Genomic DNA, 20,741 nt, shown 5'->3' on the forward strand with positions numbered 1-20,741 from the left:
AAAAGAAAGCCAGGGATCTCTCCCCGGCTTAACCTGTATGATGAGTAACATCACTCTACAGCTAGTCGATCAACTCATTAAGGTTCAATTCCCCATACCTTGGCGCCATCCTGATAAGCTGTCACTTTCGTCCAGGCACTGAAGGCCGTTTGAGTGGAATCAAAGGAATAATCATTCGTTTGATCAAAATTCGTCCAGTTATTTTTCGAGAAACGTCCCTGGATGACTCCAGTCTCGGCACCCGCGGCCAAACTGCCTGCACCCGCTTTGAATCCAATCTCCAGATACGTATCTGCCGTGCCCTTGGCCGGATCTATCGAAACAAAATGCCCTTCCACATTACCGCTGCCAACCTGTGCATAATCACACCAGAAACTCAGATCAGCGGCACTATCCTTCGTGAAATAATACCGGACCTTCACTTTGCTCAAGTCGACAGCAGTTGTTCCTGTATTCTTCACATTGAACTGTGGAGTAATCGCATTGCCCGAAGTTCCTGAACTACCATTACGGTATTGTACTTCAAGCGTTCCCGTTGTGACAGGAGGTGCTAATGGGGTCAACACCAATACATTCGAATTCGTCTGACCACTCGTATTCATGGCTACGACTCTGTAATTATAAGCCGTACCATTCACCGCTGTAGCATCGGTATACGTCAGTGCAGTCAAACCAGTTGCCAGATCAGCATATGCTCCGGTGCCTACCGAACGTTGCACCTTATAACTTGCTGCACCAGTTGATGCTGTCCATGTCAGTACCGCCTGGGCATTGCCAGCCGTTCCAGTAAGGTTGAATACACCTGGCACAACGGTACCTGCCAATGGTGTTGCAGATGCCTGTGTCGACGGTACGGACTCGCCTACGGCATTCACCGCAGTGATGACATAATAATACGTTGTGCCGTTGGTCAAACCTGTGTCTGTGAATGTCGATCCTGTGACTCCTGTCGCTACAGGCGTATAAGGACCACCGTTCACTGTTGCACGTTTCACAGTATACGAGGCCGCACCAGCAGCTGCGTTCCAATTCAGTACCACTTGCTCGCTTCCTCCAGTTGCTGTTACGCCAGCAGGAGCAGCGGGTACTTCCACTTCCGGACTATCGGAATCTCCGAGGAGACGATCATACTCGCCGTACGCTGTAGCCATATCCACCTGTGACCAGAACCGGTGATACGTAAAGGTAGGTGCACCGTTTTCCCACTGCTTCGTGGTCGGGTTATACGACGTTTTGTACAGGTTATCCAGGTAAGCCCATGCCGGATCTTGCTTGATGGCCGGACGCAGATCGGAGTATCCAATGTATACGCCATTGCCGCCTTTCGCCGGATCGGAAGGTACACCTGCTGTACCTGGAATCGTGTTGCCTTGACCAAAGGTTCCTGACCAGTTCGCCGGGATATAGATCTCTTTGGCAAAGAAGCGGAAGTAGTCTTTACGTTCTTCTTCCGTAACAATCCCCACACCATCATTGTAATCCCAAGCTGTATCCAGCAGAGCCTCGGCCAAATCCTTGGCTTCTTGGCCTTCCGCGCTAAGTGTGCCGTTCTCTGCCTGTGTTCCCGCTGCGAAGAAGGTCAGAGCTTTAACGTAACTTCCCAGAACTCCTGTGTCCTGCACTGGATCTTTGGTCGTTACACGGAAGTTCGGATTTTCCGTAAACGAACTGAATCCGTTCCACTTGTCCGGTTGACCCTGCCATTCCTGACCACCCGGAATCCAGAACTCTCCCGGCGCCGGCGTTGTTGCTACCTGAACATTAGTTCCACCCAAAATGCGCTGTCCAGCCGCATTCAGATAATAACCTTGCGCATCGGTCACCGGACGCTCACCTACAAATACATAATCCTTACTCCAGTCGATCCACTTCGTGATTACTTTTTTGGCCATCTGGAAGTTCTCCGAGGTCAAATCACCGCTCTCCGCAAGAATATAGTACATCTCGGCTACACGCTCCAGCGGCCATGCCTGGAATCCAAACCAGGTGTTGGAATCCGGGTCACGATACACTGGTGCTTCTTGATAGGCCATGTCATAGAATGTACTTACGCCTGCCGGATAGGCTTTGTATGAACCATCCAGACTGTTCGTTGCTCCCCCGCCGATAGCTCCTTCATGGGATTGTAGCCAAGTGTAGAATTCCAACTGACGTTTCAGCGTAGCATTCCAATCTGCCTTCGCTGTTGCTGATTTCGGAATCAAGCCGCCAGCCGGATCAGACAAAGCATACGCTGCAACCGGGTTTTGATAAGCCTGATGGGTATGGCTCGCTCCAATGCGCCAAGCCCAATCCCCACCTTGACCCAAGCCACCGCCCCAAGACGTATACCAAGCCATGAGATACATGTTGGAATCCTTGCCTGTACCCGGAGTCGGTGTACCGCTCTTTGCACTTCCGATTTTCTGGAAGTATTTATCATACATGCCATAGCGCAGATAGTCCCCCATCTTCTTCGCTTTATCCAGATATTCCGGATTGTTGTATCCCATCTCCTTCGCCCAATACAGCACCTGTACAGCACGTGCATCGGCATCCGTTGCGTTTGTGTAACGCCATTGCGCTGACGGTACCTGATTTTCCTTTGTGAACAAGCTCATGAAACCTTCGTTTGCCTTACCAAAAGATTTATCATCCTGGGATGGATGCGGAATGGCTTCCCACACAGACTCCTGCTCGCCACGCTGGAACGTATTCACATAGGTAGCCGTGTGTGATGGATTCAACAGGTTGCCATATCCATACCAGTTATCCACATCGACCAGCCAGTGCATGAGATAGGTCTGATTGTCACCATAGGTCGCCTTAAGTTCGGCATCAATCGGGTCTTTACCCGCTGCATATTGACCATTAAGTTGCGATGGATATTGATCAGGAAAAGGTTTTTCCGCTGCATACGTAGCAGGGCTGTTTGGGTTGTATGAGCTCATCGTAGGCTGCTCTTCCTTGCCGTCACCTTCGTTGACCGGGATAATGTATTTCTCCATACTGTCCCAAGCTGCTTCCAGTTGGGACCAGTCTCCAGTGTAATGGCCATACATGGTTTCCAACCACAGCCAGTAACTGTATGCCTCTGACGTTGTCATATGACCATAATCCGGTGCCTCACTGAGCAGGGTCTCAATGGAATGATACGGTAGACCCTCTGGCGAAAAATATCCGTTCGCCGGATCTTTCAACTGATCATACAATTGCAAAAATCGGGCTTCATTAATGCTGTCTGCCTGAATCTCGATGGCCTGATCTGCGGCATGTGCTGTTTGCGGCCCTGCCCAGAGTCCGGTGTATCCGGTCAACATGACGGTTCCCGCCAGCATGGCTGTTAAACTTTTTTTCGCAGCTGATTTCAACATTAATATATACCTCCCTGGAATAGTGGAAATTGAATATAAACGCTGTTGGTCTGCCCATGCTGTCCTTCTGCCTATGATCTTGAGCTAGTTACGGCTCCAAGCCCCATACTTTGGTGTTTCCCTGATACCCAGTTACCTTGTTCCATGCGGCAAAAGCCGTCTTGGAAGCATCATAGGAATAATCATTACTTTGATCGAAATTGCTCCAGTTATTTTTGGAAAAGCGTGCCTGAATCACGCCGGTCTCTGCTCCAGCGGCCAAACTGCCTGCTCCCGACTTGAAGCTAATCTCCAGATACGTATCTGCGGTACCCTTCGCCGGATTCACTGCGACAAATGTACCTTCAACATTGGCCGTGCCCATTTCGGCATAATCACACCAGAAAGTCATTTGATCCGCACCATCCTTGGTGAAATAATATCGGATCTTTACGGTACTGAGATCAATCGCTTGTGTTCCGGTATTCTTCACGTTGAACTGCGGAGTCACCGCATTACTTGAATTCCCGGAACCTCCGCTGCGGTACTGCACTTCGAGTGTACCGGTCGTCACCGGAGGTGAAGTAGGTGTCAGTGCCAAGACATTGGACAGTGTCTGTCCGTTCGCATTCACAGCTGCAATCCGGTAATTGTACGTGGTACCATTCAGCGCTGTTGTATCGGTGTAAGTCAACACGGACAAACCGGTTGCCACATCTGCATATGTCCCGCCTGCCACCGAACGTTGTACCTTATAGCTAGTAGCGGCCGAGGCTGCTGTCCAGGTCAGGACCGACTGCGCATTGCCAGCTGTCCCACTTAAAGTCAGTGCTCCCGGCACCGTCGAAGCTACTTGCGGGGTAGCCGACACCTGTACAGAACCCGATGATTCCCCTGCTGAATTCACAGCAGTCACTACATAATAATAAGCCGTCCCGTTGGTCAGCCCCGTGTTTGTGTAGGTCAATCCATTAACCCCTGTCGCAACAGTTGTATATGGTCCTCCACTCACCTCGGAGCGCTTCACCGTATACGATTCAGCCCCGGATACAGCGGCCCAAGTCAGGTTAACCTGACTACTTCCCGCCACAGCCTGCACGCCAGCAGGTGCGCCTGGAACCGTGACTGGTGTAACACCAGGCTCCTGTCCATACACCTTCACCCCTGCATCATAGACTGGAAGGTATATGCTCTTCACAGGAGTGCCTGTGGTCAGCGTCTGGAACGAATGATCATTACTTGCATTCCATGCACCCTGTGGGCCTGTAATGCGGAACTGTACTTCTTTACGATAATTTCCTTCCCCACCTGGATAGATCTTGGTATTACCGAAGTTCGCCGTAATGGCATAGATATGCTGGGCTGCATTCACCACAATTGGTTGGGATACCGTCGCCCCCTCCGTGTAGGAGGTTGTCACTTGAACGTCCGATACAGTACGTCCAGCAGCATACACTTCACTCAAATCCAGGAAATACTTAAAAGAAAGTTGATCTCCCATTCGGGCAGGCCAAGCGGAACGATTATTCAGCTGTGCTCTGATTTCCGTATAATTGGCACCGGATGATTTGATGGCAGCCTCCACAAAGAACTCATCCCCCTTCACCTCAGGTGCAGGGAAGTTGGCAAGGGGCTGATGATTCTGACCAAACAATAGATTCATTTTTGCCAGTGCGCCGGTAAAACCAGCATTGTAATCGGTTGCGACTTCATTGCTCACATAATCCCCGATATCATCGGTATATCCATCGGATGCATCCGGTCCGCCGACCATGGCACCATACAGAATGTGGCGATGGTTAGCCGGGATATCTTCGTTATTAAGCCATGAACCGTGAGCGGTTCGATGATGCGGATGTTGAGGTGCGTTTTGTCCATATCCAACCACATAACTGCTCTGACGCGGGTTATCGCCTAAAATGTAGTTCATTTGTGAGACAGCGAAATCCTGATATCTTGATTTTTTCACAGGATCACTGACCCAGTCGGAGTATACAAAAGAAATAAAGGATGCATTCGCTGCATATCGGAGCGAGCCCCACTGATCCAGCCACGCCAGACCTCCTGGCGTATACTTGACTCGTGTCCCATTGACTCCAACCGTCCAATAATCCAGATTGCGCTCAGTCGACTGAATAAATCTCGTCGCCTCCGGCATGTTCAAACTGGACGTAATACGGGCAAGCAGGATCTGGGCACCATAATGTTTACTGTCCCAACCTTGTGTCCAGGTATACGGCCAATTGGCTGAGCCTCCGCTAGAAGACCACCGGTCCGTAGCTGCAATGGCTTTAGACAAGTAAGCGCTATCATTAGTAGCTAAATATAGCCATGCTCCGCCCCATGCCAGCTCGTCTTCGTATCCTGTCCACGAATTATAAAACGCTGCAGCATCAGTGATACAATCGGTGTATTTCCCCCGATATGTATCTGCGAAGTTATACAGCTCTTTTGCATGTTGGAGCAGTCTTGCCGAATAAGCCGGATCATCATCTGCAAATACAATCGATGACGCTGCCAGCGCTGCAGCCGTTTCTGCCGCCAGATCACTGCCCGGGCATGAAGCATCAATCTTGAACGAAGGACGGTTCATCTGCATGACTTCTGCGGGCCCCCACCAGGCATGGTCGGTATTGCCTGCCCCCACTTGTCCCCATAATTCATTTGGTTTCGTATGCGCTTTCATAAAATAGTCGGTCGCCCATCGGATATTATCCTTGATCTCCTCCAGTTGTCCGGCCTGTTCATATCCGTCGCTGTATTCCACGACAGACCAGGCGAGCATCGTTGCGGAAGCAGCCATCGGAAAACCAAACTTCACGTGATCTCCGGCATCATACCATCCCCCGGTCAGATCAACGCCTACATCAGCCCCATCCTGCATGCCTGAATTACCACGCCATTCGACCCGATTACTCGCCGGCAATGGACCCGAACGCTGTGCTTCATAGAAGTAAATGGCCTTTTGCAGTGCTTCAGCATAGTTTTGATTTCCGGCGGCCGCATCCGCCTTACGAATTCCTGTGCCCATCGATAAACTCCCTGCCAGTAGTCCTGCCGATAACGCGATCATGGCGACTCGTCTCCACCAGCTCCCTTTCATGTTCAACTATTCATCTCCTCTTCATCAATGTTCCGTATGCATTACTTTGGACTGCGAGTATATATTGCTCCTCTCCATGGTGTATTTCAGTGTAACTTCCACCATTAATTACCATTATAGTCTTTTGTTTAACTTGCTATATAAGCGTTGGTGACTTCTGAAATAACATTGTTGTGACCTCCTCTTCGTCAAGCGACAAAAAAAGCTGTTTCTCTGACGCATATGCGCGTTAGAGAAACAGCTTCTCGCCCTTGCTTTGATCAACACCACAGATCAAATGGCACTCTGACCATCTCGTCTGTATGTATCTGTACACCTTAGGTATCAGAACATCTCTTTCTTTGGTTACACTTTGAACTTGTTAATTTGCTCCTGCAGTTCTTCGGCCATTTTGGATAATGAACCTGCGGATGAAGCGATCTCTTCCATGGAAGCCAGTTGCTGCTGAGTTGCGGCAGATACATTATGAACCCCGCCCGCTGCCTCTCCGGCGATGTTGGAGATCTGACTTACATATCCTACAACCTCAGTTGTACTCGCCGACATTTCCTCTGAACCAGCGGATACTTCCTGGATCTCACCCGCTACTTTGTTGACCGCATCCGAGATCTGCTCGAACGCTTGTCCTGCCGCAGTAACCATCTCGATTCCTGCTTCTGTCTCGCTGCTGTTCACTTTGACTGCCTGAACAGCATGATCCGTATCTTTCTGAATCAATTGAACGAGATCCGTAATTCTTTGCGCAGATGTGGAAGATTCCTCAGCCAACTTACGCACTTCTCCGGCAACCACAGCGAAACCACGTCCATGCTCTCCTGCTCGTGCGGCTTCAATGGCTGCATTCAGTGCAAGCAGATTGGTCTGCCGGGCAATGTTGTTGATTACCTCGGTAATGGTTCCAATCTCTGCTGAACGTTCCCCCAGCCCTGTAACCAATTCAGTAAGCGAAGCAATAGAATTTCGAACAGAACCCATCTGTTCAACCGCTTGCTGAATAATCATATTTCCTTCGGAAGATTGATTCGCCGCATCTACAGCAGATACGGATACACTCTGAGCAAGCTCGGCAATCTGCTCTGATCCGAGAGCCATTTCATTCATCGCCTGTGAAGAACGCTTCACAATATCAACTTGATCCGACGTACCTACAGCCAGTTCTTCGACCGTTTGGGAGATCTGTTCCGAGGCTTGAGTATTTTGCTCTGCACTTGCAAGAAGCTCCTCCGATGAAGCGGCTACCTGTTCGGAAGTGATCGATACCGATTCAATCATGGAGCGCAAATTGCCACTCATGGTATTAAAGGAAGCTGCCAGCGTTCCCAATTCATCCTTGTTCTTAAGTACAATCGTCTCACCCGTGAGATCCCCATTGGCAATCGCCATCGCAGCTACATTCATCTTCTTAATTGGACGTGAGATGATACTTGCAATGTAGAAAGCAATGAACATCGCAACCAGGAAAGCAAAAATCGTTACTGCCAGAATCACATTAAATGTATTCTCTGCCAATTCAACAGATCCATTTGTTGCCGCATCCGATCCTTCATTGCCCAAGTTAATTAACTTGGCAAGTGTGTCGTTTGCTGTATACCACATAGGATAAGCTTCAGTATGAAGTCTGCTTGCTCCCGCATAATCGTTTTTCAGACCCAATTCGATGAATGCAGGCATTTTTGCGAGATAGGCTTCATAATTCGTACTGAAATCCTCATTATACAGCTTAAGTGCTTCTTCATTACTTCCAATGTACGTTTGCAGTTGTGCTCGTTCATCTTCAATCTTGTTGAGAAGTAGCTGCAACGCTTCATTCAGCTTAACCGATTCGTCTTCGTTCTGTTCAACGATGACTGCAAGCGCCAAACGCTCTACATCCGAAACATCGCCGTTCATCATGCCGAGCAGGCTGACACTCGGCATCCAAGTCTGATCCACATCATTCGCTTTGTTAGACATACTATGGATCTGGACTAACGCATATACACTTACAACAACCAACAGAGCCACGACTATGAGAAAACCAGTCAGTAACTTGCCTCGAATCGTTAACTTCAATATCCCCAACTTATTCCCCCGCGTGTCTTCCATGTGTCCCACTCCTCAAAATAATACATATTTATAATATATCGTCACCTATCGTCGTGAATTGTAGATGTTAGAATTCAATTTCTATAAATTTCATGTAACTTCGAACATAACACAAAAAAAGTCTCCCATCTTTGGCAGAACCAGAGATAAGAGACTTCTTTATTGAACAAAACTATTACGATTTCGCTCCATATTACGTTCAGACGTTAACGAAAAACACGTCGGTGTATGTTAATGAAAAAGTCGGGAATCGACTTGGTATAATTGCGGGTTGTAATCAGAACCACACTAAGCAGACTTCCGAGAATGAATCCTCCCAGAATATCTCCTGGATAATGCACACCAACATATACACGAGACACCCCTGTCAACACAGCGAGTAACAGCATCCATAACCCGAAGCGACCTCCAATGAAGAATGAAGCAGCCGCGAGAGCAAATACAAAGGAAGCATGTTTACTTGGAAAAGAAGGATCAGGTACATGGGCAACCAGCTGATGCACAGTCCCTTCTACAAAAGGTCTTGGATGACCCACTGCTGGTGATATCCCCCATTTGGCCAGAACTAGCGCTACAATGGAAGCCACACAGGCATAAAAAACAATTCGTTGTTTCGACGGATCGCCGAGAAACCATACGATAACGAGCAGTGCGATCATGACCCAAACCGCATACTCGGATGATGTGATCATAAACCAGTCCAGAAACGGTATTTGGTCTGCAAACTGATTAATCCAATTAAATAGTGATTGATTCATAACCGGCTTTTAATAACCCCATTACACAAAATAAGATTAGTTTTTACATAATAAATATTCACTAACTATTTGTCAAACAATCCTCACATTGACCGAAGTTACGAAATCAAAGAGGACATTTTACTTTCTTTTTGTTAAACTAGTTTGGGTTACATATCAGTTCAATCATAGAAAGGTGAAGATTATGCTTAAAAAATGGTTATGGGGTACAGCCCTGACCCTGGCACTTGCGGTTACAGGTATCGTTGTATATTACGGATATTCGATTGTTCATTTTGCCAATAGCATCTCCACTGCTTCCGGGACTTCATCCAACTCGTCCTCTTCCGGCACAGACAGCGATTCAGACACACCATCTACAACGATTCCCAGATGGGAGGGCCAGGAACGGGTGAACATTCTGCTCCTTGGTGGAGACTCAAGAGGTGACGATGCAGGACGCTCAGACTCGGTTATGGTCGCTTCCATTGATCCGGTCACCAAGAAAGCCCATCTATTCTCCGTACTGCGAGATACCTATGTAGCCATTCCGGGGCATGGCAAAAGCAGACTTAATGCAGCCTTTTCCTACGGGGGTGCGGAGCTGACCAAACAAACCGTAAGTGACCTGCTCGGTATTCCCATTCAGCATTATGTCTACACAGACTTTACAGGTTTCATGGCACTTGTTGATGCGGTAGGCGGTATTGAGATCGACGTGGAGAAAGACATGTATTACACCAGTAAAGCAGATAAACATATGTACGACATTGACTTGAAAAAAGGATTGCAGCATATGGACGGCAAGACCGCCCTGCAATATGTTCGGTTCCGGCATGATGCCACCTCGGATTTTACACGCACCGAACGGCAGCGGATCTTCATGACCGAGCTGGCCAAGAAAATGCAGAGTACCACGTCGCTCTTCAAAATCCCGGATATCCTGGAAGCCATCGCTCCATACATTGAGACAGACCTTAGTCCAACCCAGATGTTAAAACTCGCATCACTTGGCTTCGATATCCATGTGAACGATATTGATCAGCAGCAAATTCCACCGAACAAGCTACTCACCAATGAACTGGTCGGCTCAGCTCAGGTGCTGGGTGTTGATGTAACCAAACTCCAGTCCTACATTCAGAAACTGTTTGAAGAAGATGCCGCGTCCTCAGAGACCCCATCAACAGAGGAACAGAACTAAAAATAAGCATGAGATATATCAAAAGAAAAGACGGCCAAAGCCGTCTTTTTTTGTACCTATTTTCTCCATTTAATGCAGCCTTAATGTTTAACGGGTACCCTTATATGATGAACTCCGGTTCCTGGAGGGAGGATTACAATGTGAAAAAACCACGAATAGCGGAATGGACCGAACTGCGGGGCATTGCCTTTCTGGCGATTGTCATGCAGCATAGTATCGCTGAGTATATCTATCGCGCTGATATTGAACAACCGGATTCCATTATGCTGACCATGATTTATCATCTGACCCGATTTGGTACGCCAACGTTTGTATTTCTATCAGGTGTAATGTTGTTTTACCATCACCGTAACACTAAACCGGATTATCCTCGCTTCATTCGAAAGCGATTTGGCGATATCTATATGCCGTTTGTCGTATGGACACTGATCTACTGGCTTTCTGTCCGTATCTTCACCCCCGCGTTCTGGCTTACAGGTATACCGGATTTTCGCAGTCTGATTCGTGAACTGTTTGTCCCGCAGACAGGATACCATCTCTGGTTTGTCATTATGGTGTTTCAGTTCTATATTCTGTTCCCCCTGTTCCTGGCGGGAGCGAAAGCCATTCAGAGACGTATCCAGAACGCCAAGCGTTTCACACCCATGCAAGTCATGATGGGGCTAATTCTCTTTGCAGCAGCACTATATGCTCTGCTTATGCAATGGTCCTACTATAATATGGGGGGCTGGACAGAATCCATGTCCGAGCCTTGGTCAACGTTACTGCAATATCGCTCCTATTCATGGGTGATGTACTGGTTCTACTTTTTACTGGGTGCCGTATGTGCCTGGTCAGTGGATAGCTGGAGGAGTTGGACCACCAAGATCCTGCCATGGACGATCTGTCTGTTTATAGGGATGTATATATGGCTTGGTTACGATGTGCTGCGTGGGTCCGGGGATGTCGTTAATCTGAATATCTCCACCTATCTGAAACCAACTACATTCCTGATCATTATGGCTCAGATGTTTATGATGTATGGTTTCCTTGTACTAATGCGGGGCAAAGATACACGGTTTCAGCGCCTGTTATCCTGGATTGGCCGCTATTCATTTGGTGGATATCTGGTTCATGCACTGGTGATCTATGCGATCGCTTATGTAACCAGACCGCTTCAACTCAGTGGATGGCATCTGCCTGTAACGTTGCTATCGTTCCTTGTAACGGTTGTTATCGCTCTTGCAATCAGTTGGGCGCTGTCCAAGCTTCCTGGCTCACGTTTCACCGTAGGGTTAATGCGCAAACCACGTTTAACCCCCAATCCATCAGCTGCTGTGGGCAAAAAAAATTCACCTGAGCGAACTCCGTCACCCGGCCCAACTCGCAGTCCGGGAACGAGTGAGCCGTTTTAAAATAAAGAAGAGCGTCCCCTCACGGAGACGCTCTTCTTTATTTCACTTCGCTCGAAGTTGATCGTCCAGGAACAGGTTCCTGGGGACCCGGGGCTGGATGCACGTTGCCCTTCTGATTCACAAATCTCTTCAGATCACCCGTTAATTGTTCCTTCAGCTTGTCCACCAGCTGCGTTTCACTAATGCCTTTTGCCTGAGCAATCTCAGCCAGAGATTTCCCTCCCTGAAGCTGTTCGTGAAGTTGAGCAGGGGTGACTCCAATAAACCGGGCAATTTCGCCCTTATCTACCATGGAACGTTTGCCATGGTGGGCAAACTCGCGCCGCAAATCACGAAGCGGAGTATTGATGACCTTTTTCAACTTGGTATCCATGTCCGCCTTCGTGGCTGCAGCTTGTTCCTTGGTGAGACAGCCTTCTTCTACAGCTTGATCCAGACGCTGTGTGAGTGTAGGCTTCAACTTCTGCAATAACTGCTCCTCACTAAGCCCCTTGCGCTCTTTCGCAATCTGGGACAACGTCTTGCCAAGTTCCATCTGTTCTTTCAGATCCCGAAGTCCAATGCCAAGCAAGTCTGCCGTCTCACCAATCATGAACAGACCGTGTCCTGCCTGCATGCACGGCTTCGCTGGTTTAGCAGAGGAAGAAGCTTTTGACGCATCTTCATGTTCCTCAATCCGAACCGTTGAATCAGCGAATGCTACATGTCCTGTTGCTGCTGTTATGACTACGGCTGCCAATCCGGCTGCCATCCATGTTTTCCATTTCAATTTCATTTTTCTGCCGCCTTTCCGATGTCGAAATCCTGTGCCTTCCTAGTTTGAGCCTAAAATCCACTTTTTTATGCCATAAAATACAAAAAGTCATCATTTTTCTCACAATTGATCACAAAAAATCCTATTTTTTTCAGTTTATTTCCGCTATACTAAGTGTAACTTCATGATCTATATCAGTTGAACTACATATTATTTACACTGACACTACGCTGACAGAACAACCTTCCAATCGCTGTTATCCCCAGATTTTTTTGATTCCCTTTTTTCAAGGGAAAATACGGGGATAGCATATGCTTCCGAAGTAGCTTTCTTTCAGAAAGCTTTTAGGCGAACGCTTCGCTTTTTCAGGTTTTTTCTGTCCTCTCCGTTATCGTGTAAATGATTATTTCAACTAATATAGTTTAACAGTCCTGGATTACCTTATCGCAGGAAGGACGATATGTAATAATGCGGAAAGATTGGTTAGATCCGTTTAGATCCGATCTGGAGGTCGTGTTTGCTTCAGCGGAAGAACTCGTACGGAAATATCCCGAACCCTTGTCAGGACATGCATTAGAGCAGCTTCGTTCGGTTAATCCGCTGTTACGAGATTCGGGGCACAGCTACATCGGGTACATCATTCCACTTTGGATGCAACACTCAGATAAACTACCCCCAGAGAAAGCACACCAATTAAGTACAGCCTGCCTCATCCATATGTTATATTTTCTGAATCAGGACGACGTGATGGATGAACAACCGGAGAATGCCACATTGAAGTTATCCCTGGGTAATCTATATTACATGGATGCACTTCAATCTTACTCGGTATTATTCAATCTTTCCTCCACGTTCTGGGTCTATTTCAGACAATATGTAGTGGATTGGGCCGTGAGTGTTACGGGTGAGCACTCCATTGATTATTTCCAACAGAATCCCTTGTTGATTGCGCAAAAGGCTGCCCCTCTGCTCATTGGAGCTACTGGTGCACTGCTTCTGCTGAATCAGTCCGACCGGATCATCCCGGTGTGTTCTGCTATCAACATTACACTCATGACACTTCAAATGACCGATGACTTCACAGACACGCAACAAGATGCTGTGCATGCAAACTACAACAGCTACCTCTCCCACATATCCGCAGCACTGAATCACAACTATCCAGTTTATCCTCTAAGCGAACGTATACATGACAATGTATACAATACACAACTCATGAACTCTTACGTAGACATTGCTTATCACTATAATCGTACACTAACATCGTCTAACTTAGGAACATCGCATCTTGAGGCGTTTAATTCTAATTTATGCAGCACTTTAGTACAAGCTGTTCAGGACATTACACAACGGAAGAAACGGCTCCTCCATGGCGGGTTTCATCACTGGATTAGCGAGCAACAGTTGGGATTCTGAACATAAGGATGAAGCTGATTCAGTTTAATTTTAAATATGAAGGGAATGTTGACGATGATGGTATCAGAGAAAACGTTGCATGAGGATATTATTGAAAAGGCTTGGACTGACGAGCACTTCAGACAACAATTGCACTCCAATCCGAAGCAGGCGCTTCGTGAAGCTTTCGGTATCATAATCCCGGAACACATTCAGGTGCGTACCGTTGAGGAGCAGCAGAATGACTATGTTCTTGTCATACCTCCAAATCCTTCCAAAGTAAATTATGATGTGAATTGCGGACCTTGGAGAAGTTAAACCGGGTGAGTTATTGGTAATGTAAGAAATTAGGGGTAGGAACAAAAAAGCCGCTGTATCCTTCTGTGAGTTCGTCAATCGACGAACTCGGCAAAAGATACAACCGCTTCTGTTCCTACCCCTTTGGTGCTTGTAAAGCTGATCTGTCCTTGCATCGCTTCAACAATTCGGAATGTCACCATCATGCCGAGGCCTGTGCCTTTGATTTTATTGGAGAAATAAGGCTCGCCCAACCGGGAAAGTGCTTCCTCGTCCATTCCTTCTCCGTTATCCCTGACATGCACCTTAATCATTCCGTCCTGCTTGTACGCCCAGATATCAATCTGGCCTTGTCCCTGCAGAGCTTCAATACTGTTCTTAATAATATTGATAAAAGCCTGCTTGAACTTCGAGGAATTGCCTCGAATATATAGATCTGGCGGAATGTCAGTGGTGATTTTACCACCTTCCAGATTAGCCATCGGTACAAGAATGCCTTCAATATGATTGAACTCATCCGAGATATTGAGCGAGATAATATGGTCAAACTCAGGTTTGGCAAAGGTAAGAAAATCCGTTATGATGCCCGAAGCCCGATCAAGTTCTTCCAGTGCAATTCGCACATACCCCTTATTTTTGTTGTCTTCCTGTTCCGTCATAAGTTGCAAGAACCCTCTTGTCACCTGAAGTGGATTACGTACTTCATGGGCAACGGAAGCGGCCAGTTCGCTAATAATCTCCATCTTTTCGGATCGCTGCAACTCATTGTTGAACAGCTCCAGTTCCTTGGAATACTCTAAAACTTTGGTATGTTTTTCGGCAAAACGACTTCCGAGAATGGCAATCAACGAGATCACAAATGCAACCATGGACCATTTCCACCATAACAGATGATACGTTCCACTCCGCTGATAATACCACAACAGTTCAGCCACACTGATCAAGGCAAATGTACCGAATCCCGTCGCAAGCAGCATAGCTTCCCTATTTCGTTGCAGCGCTTTGGCGATGGTACCCACCAACAGGATTGTCAGCAGAATGACCAGCACCATGCCAACCACACGCTGTACGAGCAGATTGTAGAGGATCTCCCATTGCCCACCTGAAGTAACATAGATAAATAGAGAGAACACAGCGATAACTGAATATATGAATAGTATTTTTCGCAGTTTGGTGAAGATCCCATGCAGTCCTGGTCCGATAATCTGTTCAAAAAAATAACATAGCGCTGGCATACCCAGCAGCATCGCCAGATCAAAGACTACGGAATACAGGTCACCATATACCTGATAGAACGTATACAAAAATTGCGAGTACGTAATGATCATCGTGCCGATGGAACCCATTACGATGCATAGCGAGATCCATAATCCCTTATGGAACTTGCCAAGGAAGAACGTACAACTCAGCATCGTAATCGCTGTGAAAACAAAGGTCGCGCCCAAAATTACATCAATAAGTCCGTTATGAATATATTTCTCCTGTAACGCGGCATAAGGTCCAACCTGAACAGTACCTTGTATCCCCAGACGGCCTTTCTCATTTTGCGACCATACATAGAGCGTGTCACCTGAATTTTCGCTGGATAAGGGCAGCAACACAGCATTATTATCATAATTGTAATGGTAGTTCTCGTAGACCTTGCGGTCTTCCAGATAGATGACAATATGATTGCCTTTAATGTTCTCAAATCGAATGGCTGAACTTTCCTCACTCAATTCAGGGATGGTCAGGCGTGTCCATAAGGAATTCGATCGATCCGTATTGCTATACTCTAACTTATCGCTGCCCTGCTTTTCCCATATCTCGTCTGCTCCCTTAACCTCACTGATGAACCCTTGATCGTCAACGTTCCCCCATTTTACTTCCCATCCTGTAATGGATACAGGTTGCTGAACCGCTCCTGTAGTTGCAAAGACTATCCCATGTGGCATGCCTAGAATAATCAATACACTCATCCATAAGATGACGATAGCTTTGGGCACATTTTTCATTCACAGCACCTCAAAGTTCTAATTTTCCCTATCTTAAATTCTCTCATTTATCATTCGCCACCGTTTGTCACGTCACCTTCTTGAGATAAAATGAAATTTCACATTTAAGTCGATTTATAGTCTTATTTCCATTTTATTGTTAAAGTTATCCGATTAATCACGCAGGTCTTCGAACTGGTTCACTATCATTTCCCGTTCTTTCTGTTCAACTTGACTGCGAAATTCAAGCCACTGCTCTGTCTCCTCATCATCATAGATGGTCCATATGTCTGAGAAAAGGAAATCTCGTAACTGTACAACTTGCCCGGACCATATACCGCCTACCCAAAACAAACCATCCGGACGACGGATGACGGTACGGGAGAACCCGGGTGTGGACGCCTTTTGTCCGATACGGATGCGTGTGATCATATTGCCCAGTGTAAACCAGTCCACATGAAATTCCTCCCTTACATATTCAAGCTTCATCATAACATAGGCAAAACAGGAAAAGCTGTAAAAACGGTGGCTGCGATTCAATCCTTTGTTCCGGGTGTAATGGTTTCTCAAAGCAAACAAACACGCTAAGGAGATGATTACAATGAATGAGCCCCATCGTACGGTTGAGGTGGAACATAAGGATGTTCAGCATAAATCGGATTCAAGTATGGTCGCTTCCACATTTATTAAATATGCCGCATATATCATTATCTTTTTCGGATTCTTATACTTCTTGGTTAAATATGTATTCCCCAAATTCTAAGGCATTCATATCGTAGTGAACACCCGGAGATAATAACCTGTGCAAGATTACAACACTAGCGCTTTGGGTAACTACGGGGTAAGAAACATTTGGGCAACCGACAACGAAAGGAAGTGTTACTCATGTCTGACAAACCAATTAGTAACGAAGAGAGCGACCGCTATTATGACCGTTATCAGAGGTCCCGCGATATTCCGCCAGAAACGGAAGTCCCGGAAGGCGATATGGATACCTTTGATGAAGTTTCCGGCAGACGGATTGTAACGGAAGATTCGGATCTGGCCCCCGTAGCCGCAACCGCTGTGGACGAGCCGGAATTGGATTCACGTTTGGCTGAGACACCGCTGGAATCTGTACCGGATGCAGATCTTCTGCAACCGAACAGTCCGGTTGATCCTGCTGCACCCGATCCGGATGCGCTGCATGGTACCGATCTGCTTAATGGTGCTGGTGCGGATGCCAAACCAGAGAACGACATTCCACCACGACATTAACAGCTGTTATGACATCCTGAATGAGGAGGTGCATACACGATGAAGGAAGATCGCCAAAAGCATGTGCATGAACCGGATAATCTCGTGACCGAACGGGATATTGACCCGAATTTCGGACTGTTCACTGAGGACTCCTTCCCCGAAGCGCTTGAGGATGAGGATCAACGTGATGCGGTCGAGCATGCCATTCCTAAAGAGAAGGCTTCTCGTAAGCCCTCTTCAGATGACTAACTTATATAGATCCGTAGTAGACTTAAAAAAGATGACGTCTGTAATTTCACAGCGTCATCTTTTTTGTTACCTGTAAGTTCACTTACTCTTAGTGATTCAGCATCATCGCTTAGCGGAAACCTTACTTGTCACGGGCAGTTTGTGATCCAATCCTGACCACTTCGCTACAATCGCAGTGATGATCAGTGCAAGTCCATTAATAATAAATATCCAGCGTATCGGCAGCCAGCCCCCAAGTACACCACCAATAATCGGTCCCGCCATCGTCCCGATCTGGGCAGCGGATTGATTCAGACTAAAGGCCCTTCCCCGGAAACTCGATGCGGTAGCCTGCACAATCATGGCGTTAATTGCCGGAAATACAGCCGCAAAGAATAAACCGTACACAAATCTTAAAATGCCGAATGCTATATAACCTGTTGTAAAGAACTGCAGAAGATTCCCTACAGCCCCACCAACCAGTCCAATGATCAACACTTTACCGTATCCAATCCTTGAACCAATCTTGCCCCACCGCGGCGCCATAATAACTGTTGCTACCCCCACCGCTGAGAAAATAATACCCGAGCTGAGTGAGGCACGATCCGGCTGAACGCCCATCTCCATCACATAGACCGTCAATAGTGGCTCCAGAATCATGACGGAGAATGTACATATGCCCATCATGCCAAGCACCGTCATAAACAAACGATTCGCTCTCGCTTCACGAATGTCATCCATGACGTGGGAACGAGCTTTGTTCCGGTTGAAGTTCTCTTCTTTTACCCAGAAGGTTGCGATGATTGCTGAGACTAACACAACAATAGCCGAAAACAAAAATGCATTCCGGTTGCCATAATAATGACTCACCACGCCACCAATTAACGGTCCGATAATACCACCAGTGGCTCCTGCAGTGGACATAATACCAAGTGCATAACCAGTCTTCTCTTCAGGTGTATTCGTACCTACCAGGGCAATCGCAGCTGGAACAAACCCTGCAAGCAGACCCTGAAACAATCGAACAACAATCAGCGAATACGGGTCCTGCACGAAATAATTGATTAAATACAAGACGGCAAGGCTGTATCCCGACCGGATCAGCATGGGCTTGCGTCCGTATTTGTCAGCCAGTGATCCCCAGAACGGAGACACGAGTGCACTCGCAAGAAACGTAATGCCAAATGCCAATCCTGACCATAATTCCAGGTGATCACGAACCCCCAAGTCAGCACTTAGAAACAGGGGCAGAAATGGAATCGAGATCGAATACGCGGTGCTGCAAAAAAATACACCAATCCACAATATGACCAGATTGCGCTTCCACGAGAAGTTCATATACCCGCACGCCCTTTCCGTTACTGACGCCGGGACTGCCGTGTGTTGGAGCGGACGGAACAGACCCGTACGTCCCCGATGCGGAAGCATTTTCCTTATTTTACACCCATCATTCCATGAAGGCCATCCCTTGTTCACCATAAACACATGTATTACATTGCCATCCTGTCCACAAAAACGGTATGATAGTTGGGTAAATATCCAAATATGATTTTGGAGCAAATATATAATGCAGAGATGCAAGGAGGAACGTTTTCATGTCTTTACGGTGGAAAAAAAACACAGTAGTTTCGTTGGTTCTCGCGATGCTGCTTATCGTCATTAGTGGTTGTGGACGCCCTTCAAGTGGCGCTACAGAAACACCAGCTCCAGTTGAACCAACGGGCCCCAATCCGGTAGCTACCATTGAAATGGCAGATGGACAGAAGATTGTCATTGAGCTATATCCCGAAATCGCCCCCAATACGGTGAACAACTTCATCTCACTGGCGAATAAAGGGTTCTATGACGGCCTGATCTTTCACCGGGTCATTCCGGGCTTCATGATTCAGGGTGGTGATCCAAATGGTAACGGTTCAGGCGGCCCAGGTTATACGATCAAAGGGGAATTTACATCCAATGGTCATAAAAACCATCTGAATCATACGCGTGGGGTTATCTCCATGGCGCGTACAAATGATTTGGACTCCGCAGGCTCCCAATTCTTCATCATGTTAGCAGATGCTGATTATTTGGATAATGCATATGCTACTTTTGGTAAAGTGACCGAAGGTATGGAAGTTGTTGATGGTATTGCAGCTCAGGAAATCGGCGAAGCTGACAAACCGGTTTCCGATCAAGTTATGAAAAAAGTTACGGTAGACACCCACGGTCTGGAATATCCAGAGCCGGTAAAAATGCCTTAATGAACTTCCATGCCAAACGGATGATAATCCATGGTTATGACTTGTTAATGAAATCTAAACAAACAAAAGCTCTGTCCTTTGCGAATCTCGCAAGGCAGAGCTTTATTTTTTGATTTTAATGACAGCGGTTACATCTATGACTTTATAAAAAATGACCTCTTCCGGCATCATCCTCAATACATCCATCCCATCAAACGTAACCAGCCGATAATCGCAATCCATAACGGGCAGCTAAAGGCAACGCCCCATGCAAGCCCTTTCAGTAAACCACGGTTTACTTCCACGAACAACGACTCCTTTCTCCAGGGAATAGTCGCAGTATCGGTAATAGTATATGATTTTATACCCGTTTTCATTCGTCACGCAACCCTCGTTTTCCTGCTTTTGTTCCGCAGATTCATGGAATGCTTTACGGGAACCTGATATACTATGACTACTGTACGTTAAATGGAACCTGATTCATGTTTGGAAAGGAGATTTTCCTATGGCAAAATCCAAAAAACGCACTCCTGCTCCCAAAGCAGCAGTAGCACAGGATAAACCCACAACACTGAAGGATCTGCTTAGCAGTGATGTGCTGGAGAAGCTGAAAGCTCAGGCGGATGAAGCCAAGGCTGCCGAAGCGGCTCTTAAAGAGCAGGAACGTCAGCAAGCAGAAGAAGCTCGCCAAGCGGAGCAGAAGCGCCGGGATAACGACTTCGAATATTTGCTTAATAACAGCGCTATGGACTGGAAGAAACATAAGTAAACCAGGGCATGA

The 20,741-nt window shown here is 47.0% G+C and carries 17 protein-coding genes; 9 read left to right on the forward strand and 8 right to left on the reverse strand.

Translation table 11 applies throughout. The features are described from left to right. Nucleotides 1–77: 77 nt before the first annotated feature. The 4 genes from NSQ38_RS29945 to NSQ38_RS29960 form a co-directional block, all read right to left on the reverse strand. The gene (locus tag NSQ38_RS29945; protein ID WP_339785824.1) at nucleotides 78–3,353 is read right to left on the reverse strand and encodes a glycoside hydrolase family 48 protein; all 3,276 of its coding nucleotides are present in this window, start codon (nucleotides 3,351–3,353) and stop codon (nucleotides 78–80) included. A gap of 88 nt (nucleotides 3,354–3,441) precedes the next feature. Further along, nucleotides 3,442–6,435, reverse strand: coding sequence for a glycoside hydrolase family 9 protein (locus tag NSQ38_RS29950; protein ID WP_339790786.1), 2,994 nt, complete (start codon nucleotides 6,433–6,435; stop codon nucleotides 3,442–3,444). 345 nt (nucleotides 6,436–6,780) lie between these two features. Then, on the reverse strand, nucleotides 6,781–8,520 hold the full coding sequence (locus tag NSQ38_RS29955; protein WP_339785827.1) for a methyl-accepting chemotaxis protein: 1,740 nt from the start codon (nucleotides 8,518–8,520) through the stop codon (nucleotides 6,781–6,783). Nucleotides 8,521–8,726: 206 nt separating this feature from the next. Beyond that, the gene (locus NSQ38_RS29960; RefSeq protein ID WP_339785830.1) at nucleotides 8,727–9,278 is read right to left on the reverse strand and encodes an undecaprenyl-diphosphatase; all 552 of its coding nucleotides are present in this window, start codon (nucleotides 9,276–9,278) and stop codon (nucleotides 8,727–8,729) included. A 184-nt stretch (nucleotides 9,279–9,462) separates the two neighbouring features. Between NSQ38_RS29960 and NSQ38_RS29965 the strand changes: the two genes are divergently transcribed. Both NSQ38_RS29965 and NSQ38_RS29970 read left to right on the forward strand, forming a co-directional pair. Beyond that, nucleotides 9,463–10,458: an LCP family protein gene (locus tag NSQ38_RS29965; protein WP_339785833.1), complete on the forward strand. Its 996-nt coding sequence runs from the start codon at nucleotides 9,463–9,465 to the stop codon at nucleotides 10,456–10,458. A gap of 140 nt (nucleotides 10,459–10,598) precedes the next feature. After that, nucleotides 10,599–11,852 (forward strand): acyltransferase, encoded by a 1,254-nt coding sequence (locus NSQ38_RS29970; RefSeq protein ID WP_339785836.1) that lies wholly within the window; start codon nucleotides 10,599–10,601, stop codon nucleotides 11,850–11,852. Between the two features lie 37 nt (nucleotides 11,853–11,889). On the opposite strand, the gene NSQ38_RS29975 is transcribed toward NSQ38_RS29970, so the two are convergent. After that, a complete protein-coding gene (locus NSQ38_RS29975; protein ID WP_339785839.1) occupies nucleotides 11,890–12,627 on the reverse strand; it encodes a hypothetical protein in 738 nt (245 codons plus the stop codon). A gap of 447 nt (nucleotides 12,628–13,074) precedes the next feature. Here NSQ38_RS29975 and NSQ38_RS29980 point away from each other — a divergent pair, with 447 nt between their 5' ends. Together NSQ38_RS29980 and NSQ38_RS29985 are read left to right on the forward strand one after the other, a co-directional pair. Continuing rightward, nucleotides 13,075–14,022 carry a hypothetical protein gene (locus tag NSQ38_RS29980; RefSeq protein ID WP_339785842.1) on the forward strand — a complete coding sequence of 316 codons (948 nt, stop codon included), beginning with the start codon at nucleotides 13,075–13,077 and terminating at the stop codon, nucleotides 14,020–14,022. Between the two features lie 36 nt (nucleotides 14,023–14,058). After that, nucleotides 14,059–14,319, forward strand: a complete 261-nt coding sequence (locus tag NSQ38_RS29985) for an NHLP leader peptide family RiPP precursor (protein WP_339785846.1) — start codon at nucleotides 14,059–14,061, stop codon at nucleotides 14,317–14,319. Between the two features lie 74 nt (nucleotides 14,320–14,393). Here the strand turns inward: NSQ38_RS29985 and NSQ38_RS29990 are convergent, their stop codons facing one another. Together NSQ38_RS29990 and NSQ38_RS29995 are read right to left on the reverse strand one after the other, a co-directional pair. Beyond that, complete coding sequence (locus NSQ38_RS29990) at nucleotides 14,394–16,292, reverse strand: HAMP domain-containing sensor histidine kinase (RefSeq protein ID WP_339785848.1); 1,899 nt, start codon at nucleotides 16,290–16,292, stop codon at nucleotides 14,394–14,396. Nucleotides 16,293–16,445: 153 nt separating this feature from the next. Continuing rightward, complete coding sequence (locus NSQ38_RS29995) at nucleotides 16,446–16,727, reverse strand: hypothetical protein (RefSeq protein ID WP_017690238.1); 282 nt, start codon at nucleotides 16,725–16,727, stop codon at nucleotides 16,446–16,448. Between the two features lie 145 nt (nucleotides 16,728–16,872). Here NSQ38_RS29995 and NSQ38_RS30000 point away from each other — a divergent pair, with 145 nt between their 5' ends. The 3 genes from NSQ38_RS30000 (at nucleotide 16,873) to NSQ38_RS30010 (ending at nucleotide 17,759) form a co-directional block, all read left to right on the forward strand. Then, nucleotides 16,873–17,034: a hypothetical protein gene (locus NSQ38_RS30000; RefSeq protein WP_017690239.1), complete on the forward strand. Its 162-nt coding sequence runs from the start codon at nucleotides 16,873–16,875 to the stop codon at nucleotides 17,032–17,034. 122 nt (nucleotides 17,035–17,156) lie between these two features. Further along, entirely contained in the window at nucleotides 17,157–17,528 is a 372-nt protein-coding gene (locus NSQ38_RS30005) for a hypothetical protein (RefSeq protein WP_036611534.1), read from the forward strand. 39 nt (nucleotides 17,529–17,567) lie between these two features. Next, nucleotides 17,568–17,759, forward strand: a complete 192-nt coding sequence (locus tag NSQ38_RS30010) for a hypothetical protein (RefSeq protein ID WP_339785851.1) — start codon at nucleotides 17,568–17,570, stop codon at nucleotides 17,757–17,759. Between the two features lie 102 nt (nucleotides 17,760–17,861). Here the strand turns inward: NSQ38_RS30010 and NSQ38_RS30015 are convergent, their stop codons facing one another. Then, nucleotides 17,862–19,076 carry an MFS transporter gene (locus NSQ38_RS30015; protein ID WP_339790789.1) on the reverse strand — a complete coding sequence of 405 codons (1,215 nt, stop codon included), beginning with the start codon at nucleotides 19,074–19,076 and terminating at the stop codon, nucleotides 17,862–17,864. Nucleotides 19,077–19,333: 257 nt separating this feature from the next. On the opposite strand from NSQ38_RS30015, the gene NSQ38_RS30020 reads away from it, so the two are divergent. After that, nucleotides 19,334–19,981, forward strand: a complete 648-nt coding sequence (locus tag NSQ38_RS30020) for a peptidylprolyl isomerase (RefSeq protein WP_339785854.1) — start codon at nucleotides 19,334–19,336, stop codon at nucleotides 19,979–19,981. 484 nt (nucleotides 19,982–20,465) lie between these two features. Further along, a complete protein-coding gene (locus NSQ38_RS30025) occupies nucleotides 20,466–20,729 on the forward strand; it encodes a YqkE family protein (protein WP_036612099.1) in 264 nt (87 codons plus the stop codon). Nucleotides 20,730–20,741 lie beyond the last annotated feature (12 nt).

It is taken from the genome of Paenibacillus sp. FSL R7-0313 (genome assembly GCF_037969885.1).
Classification (GTDB): Bacteria; Bacillota; Bacilli; order Paenibacillales; family Paenibacillaceae; genus Paenibacillus.

Coding starts and splice junctions, on each gene's coding strand:
- NSQ38_RS30020 (WP_339785854.1), top strand. CDS start 19,334: ATGTCTTTACGGTGGAAAAAAAACACAGTAGTTTCGTTGGTTCTCGCG.
- NSQ38_RS29975 (WP_339785839.1), bottom strand. CDS start 12,627: ATGAAATTGAAATGGAAAACATGGATGGCAGCCGGATTGGCAGCCGTA.
- NSQ38_RS30010 (WP_339785851.1), top strand. CDS start 17,568: ATGAAGGAAGATCGCCAAAAGCATGTGCATGAACCGGATAATCTCGTG.
- NSQ38_RS30025 (WP_036612099.1), top strand. CDS start 20,466: ATGGCAAAATCCAAAAAACGCACTCCTGCTCCCAAAGCAGCAGTAGCA.
- NSQ38_RS29955 (WP_339785827.1), bottom strand. CDS start 8,520: ATGGAAGACACGCGGGGGAATAAGTTGGGGATATTGAAGTTAACGATT.
- NSQ38_RS30000 (WP_017690239.1), top strand. CDS start 16,873: ATGAATGAGCCCCATCGTACGGTTGAGGTGGAACATAAGGATGTTCAG.
- NSQ38_RS29985 (WP_339785846.1), top strand. CDS start 14,059: ATGAAGGGAATGTTGACGATGATGGTATCAGAGAAAACGTTGCATGAG.
- NSQ38_RS29960 (WP_339785830.1), bottom strand. CDS start 9,278: ATGAATCAATCACTATTTAATTGGATTAATCAGTTTGCAGACCAAATA.
- NSQ38_RS29945 (WP_339785824.1), bottom strand. CDS start 3,353: ATGTTGAAATCAGCTGCGAAAAAAAGTTTAACAGCCATGCTGGCGGGA.
- NSQ38_RS30005 (WP_036611534.1), top strand. CDS start 17,157: ATGTCTGACAAACCAATTAGTAACGAAGAGAGCGACCGCTATTATGAC.
- NSQ38_RS29990 (WP_339785848.1), bottom strand. CDS start 16,292: ATGAAAAATGTGCCCAAAGCTATCGTCATCTTATGGATGAGTGTATTG.
- NSQ38_RS29980 (WP_339785842.1), top strand. CDS start 13,075: ATGCGGAAAGATTGGTTAGATCCGTTTAGATCCGATCTGGAGGTCGTG.
- NSQ38_RS29950 (WP_339790786.1), bottom strand. CDS start 6,435: ATGAAAGGGAGCTGGTGGAGACGAGTCGCCATGATCGCGTTATCGGCA.
- NSQ38_RS30015 (WP_339790789.1), bottom strand. CDS start 19,076: ATGAACTTCTCGTGGAAGCGCAATCTGGTCATATTGTGGATTGGTGTA.
- NSQ38_RS29965 (WP_339785833.1), top strand. CDS start 9,463: ATGCTTAAAAAATGGTTATGGGGTACAGCCCTGACCCTGGCACTTGCG.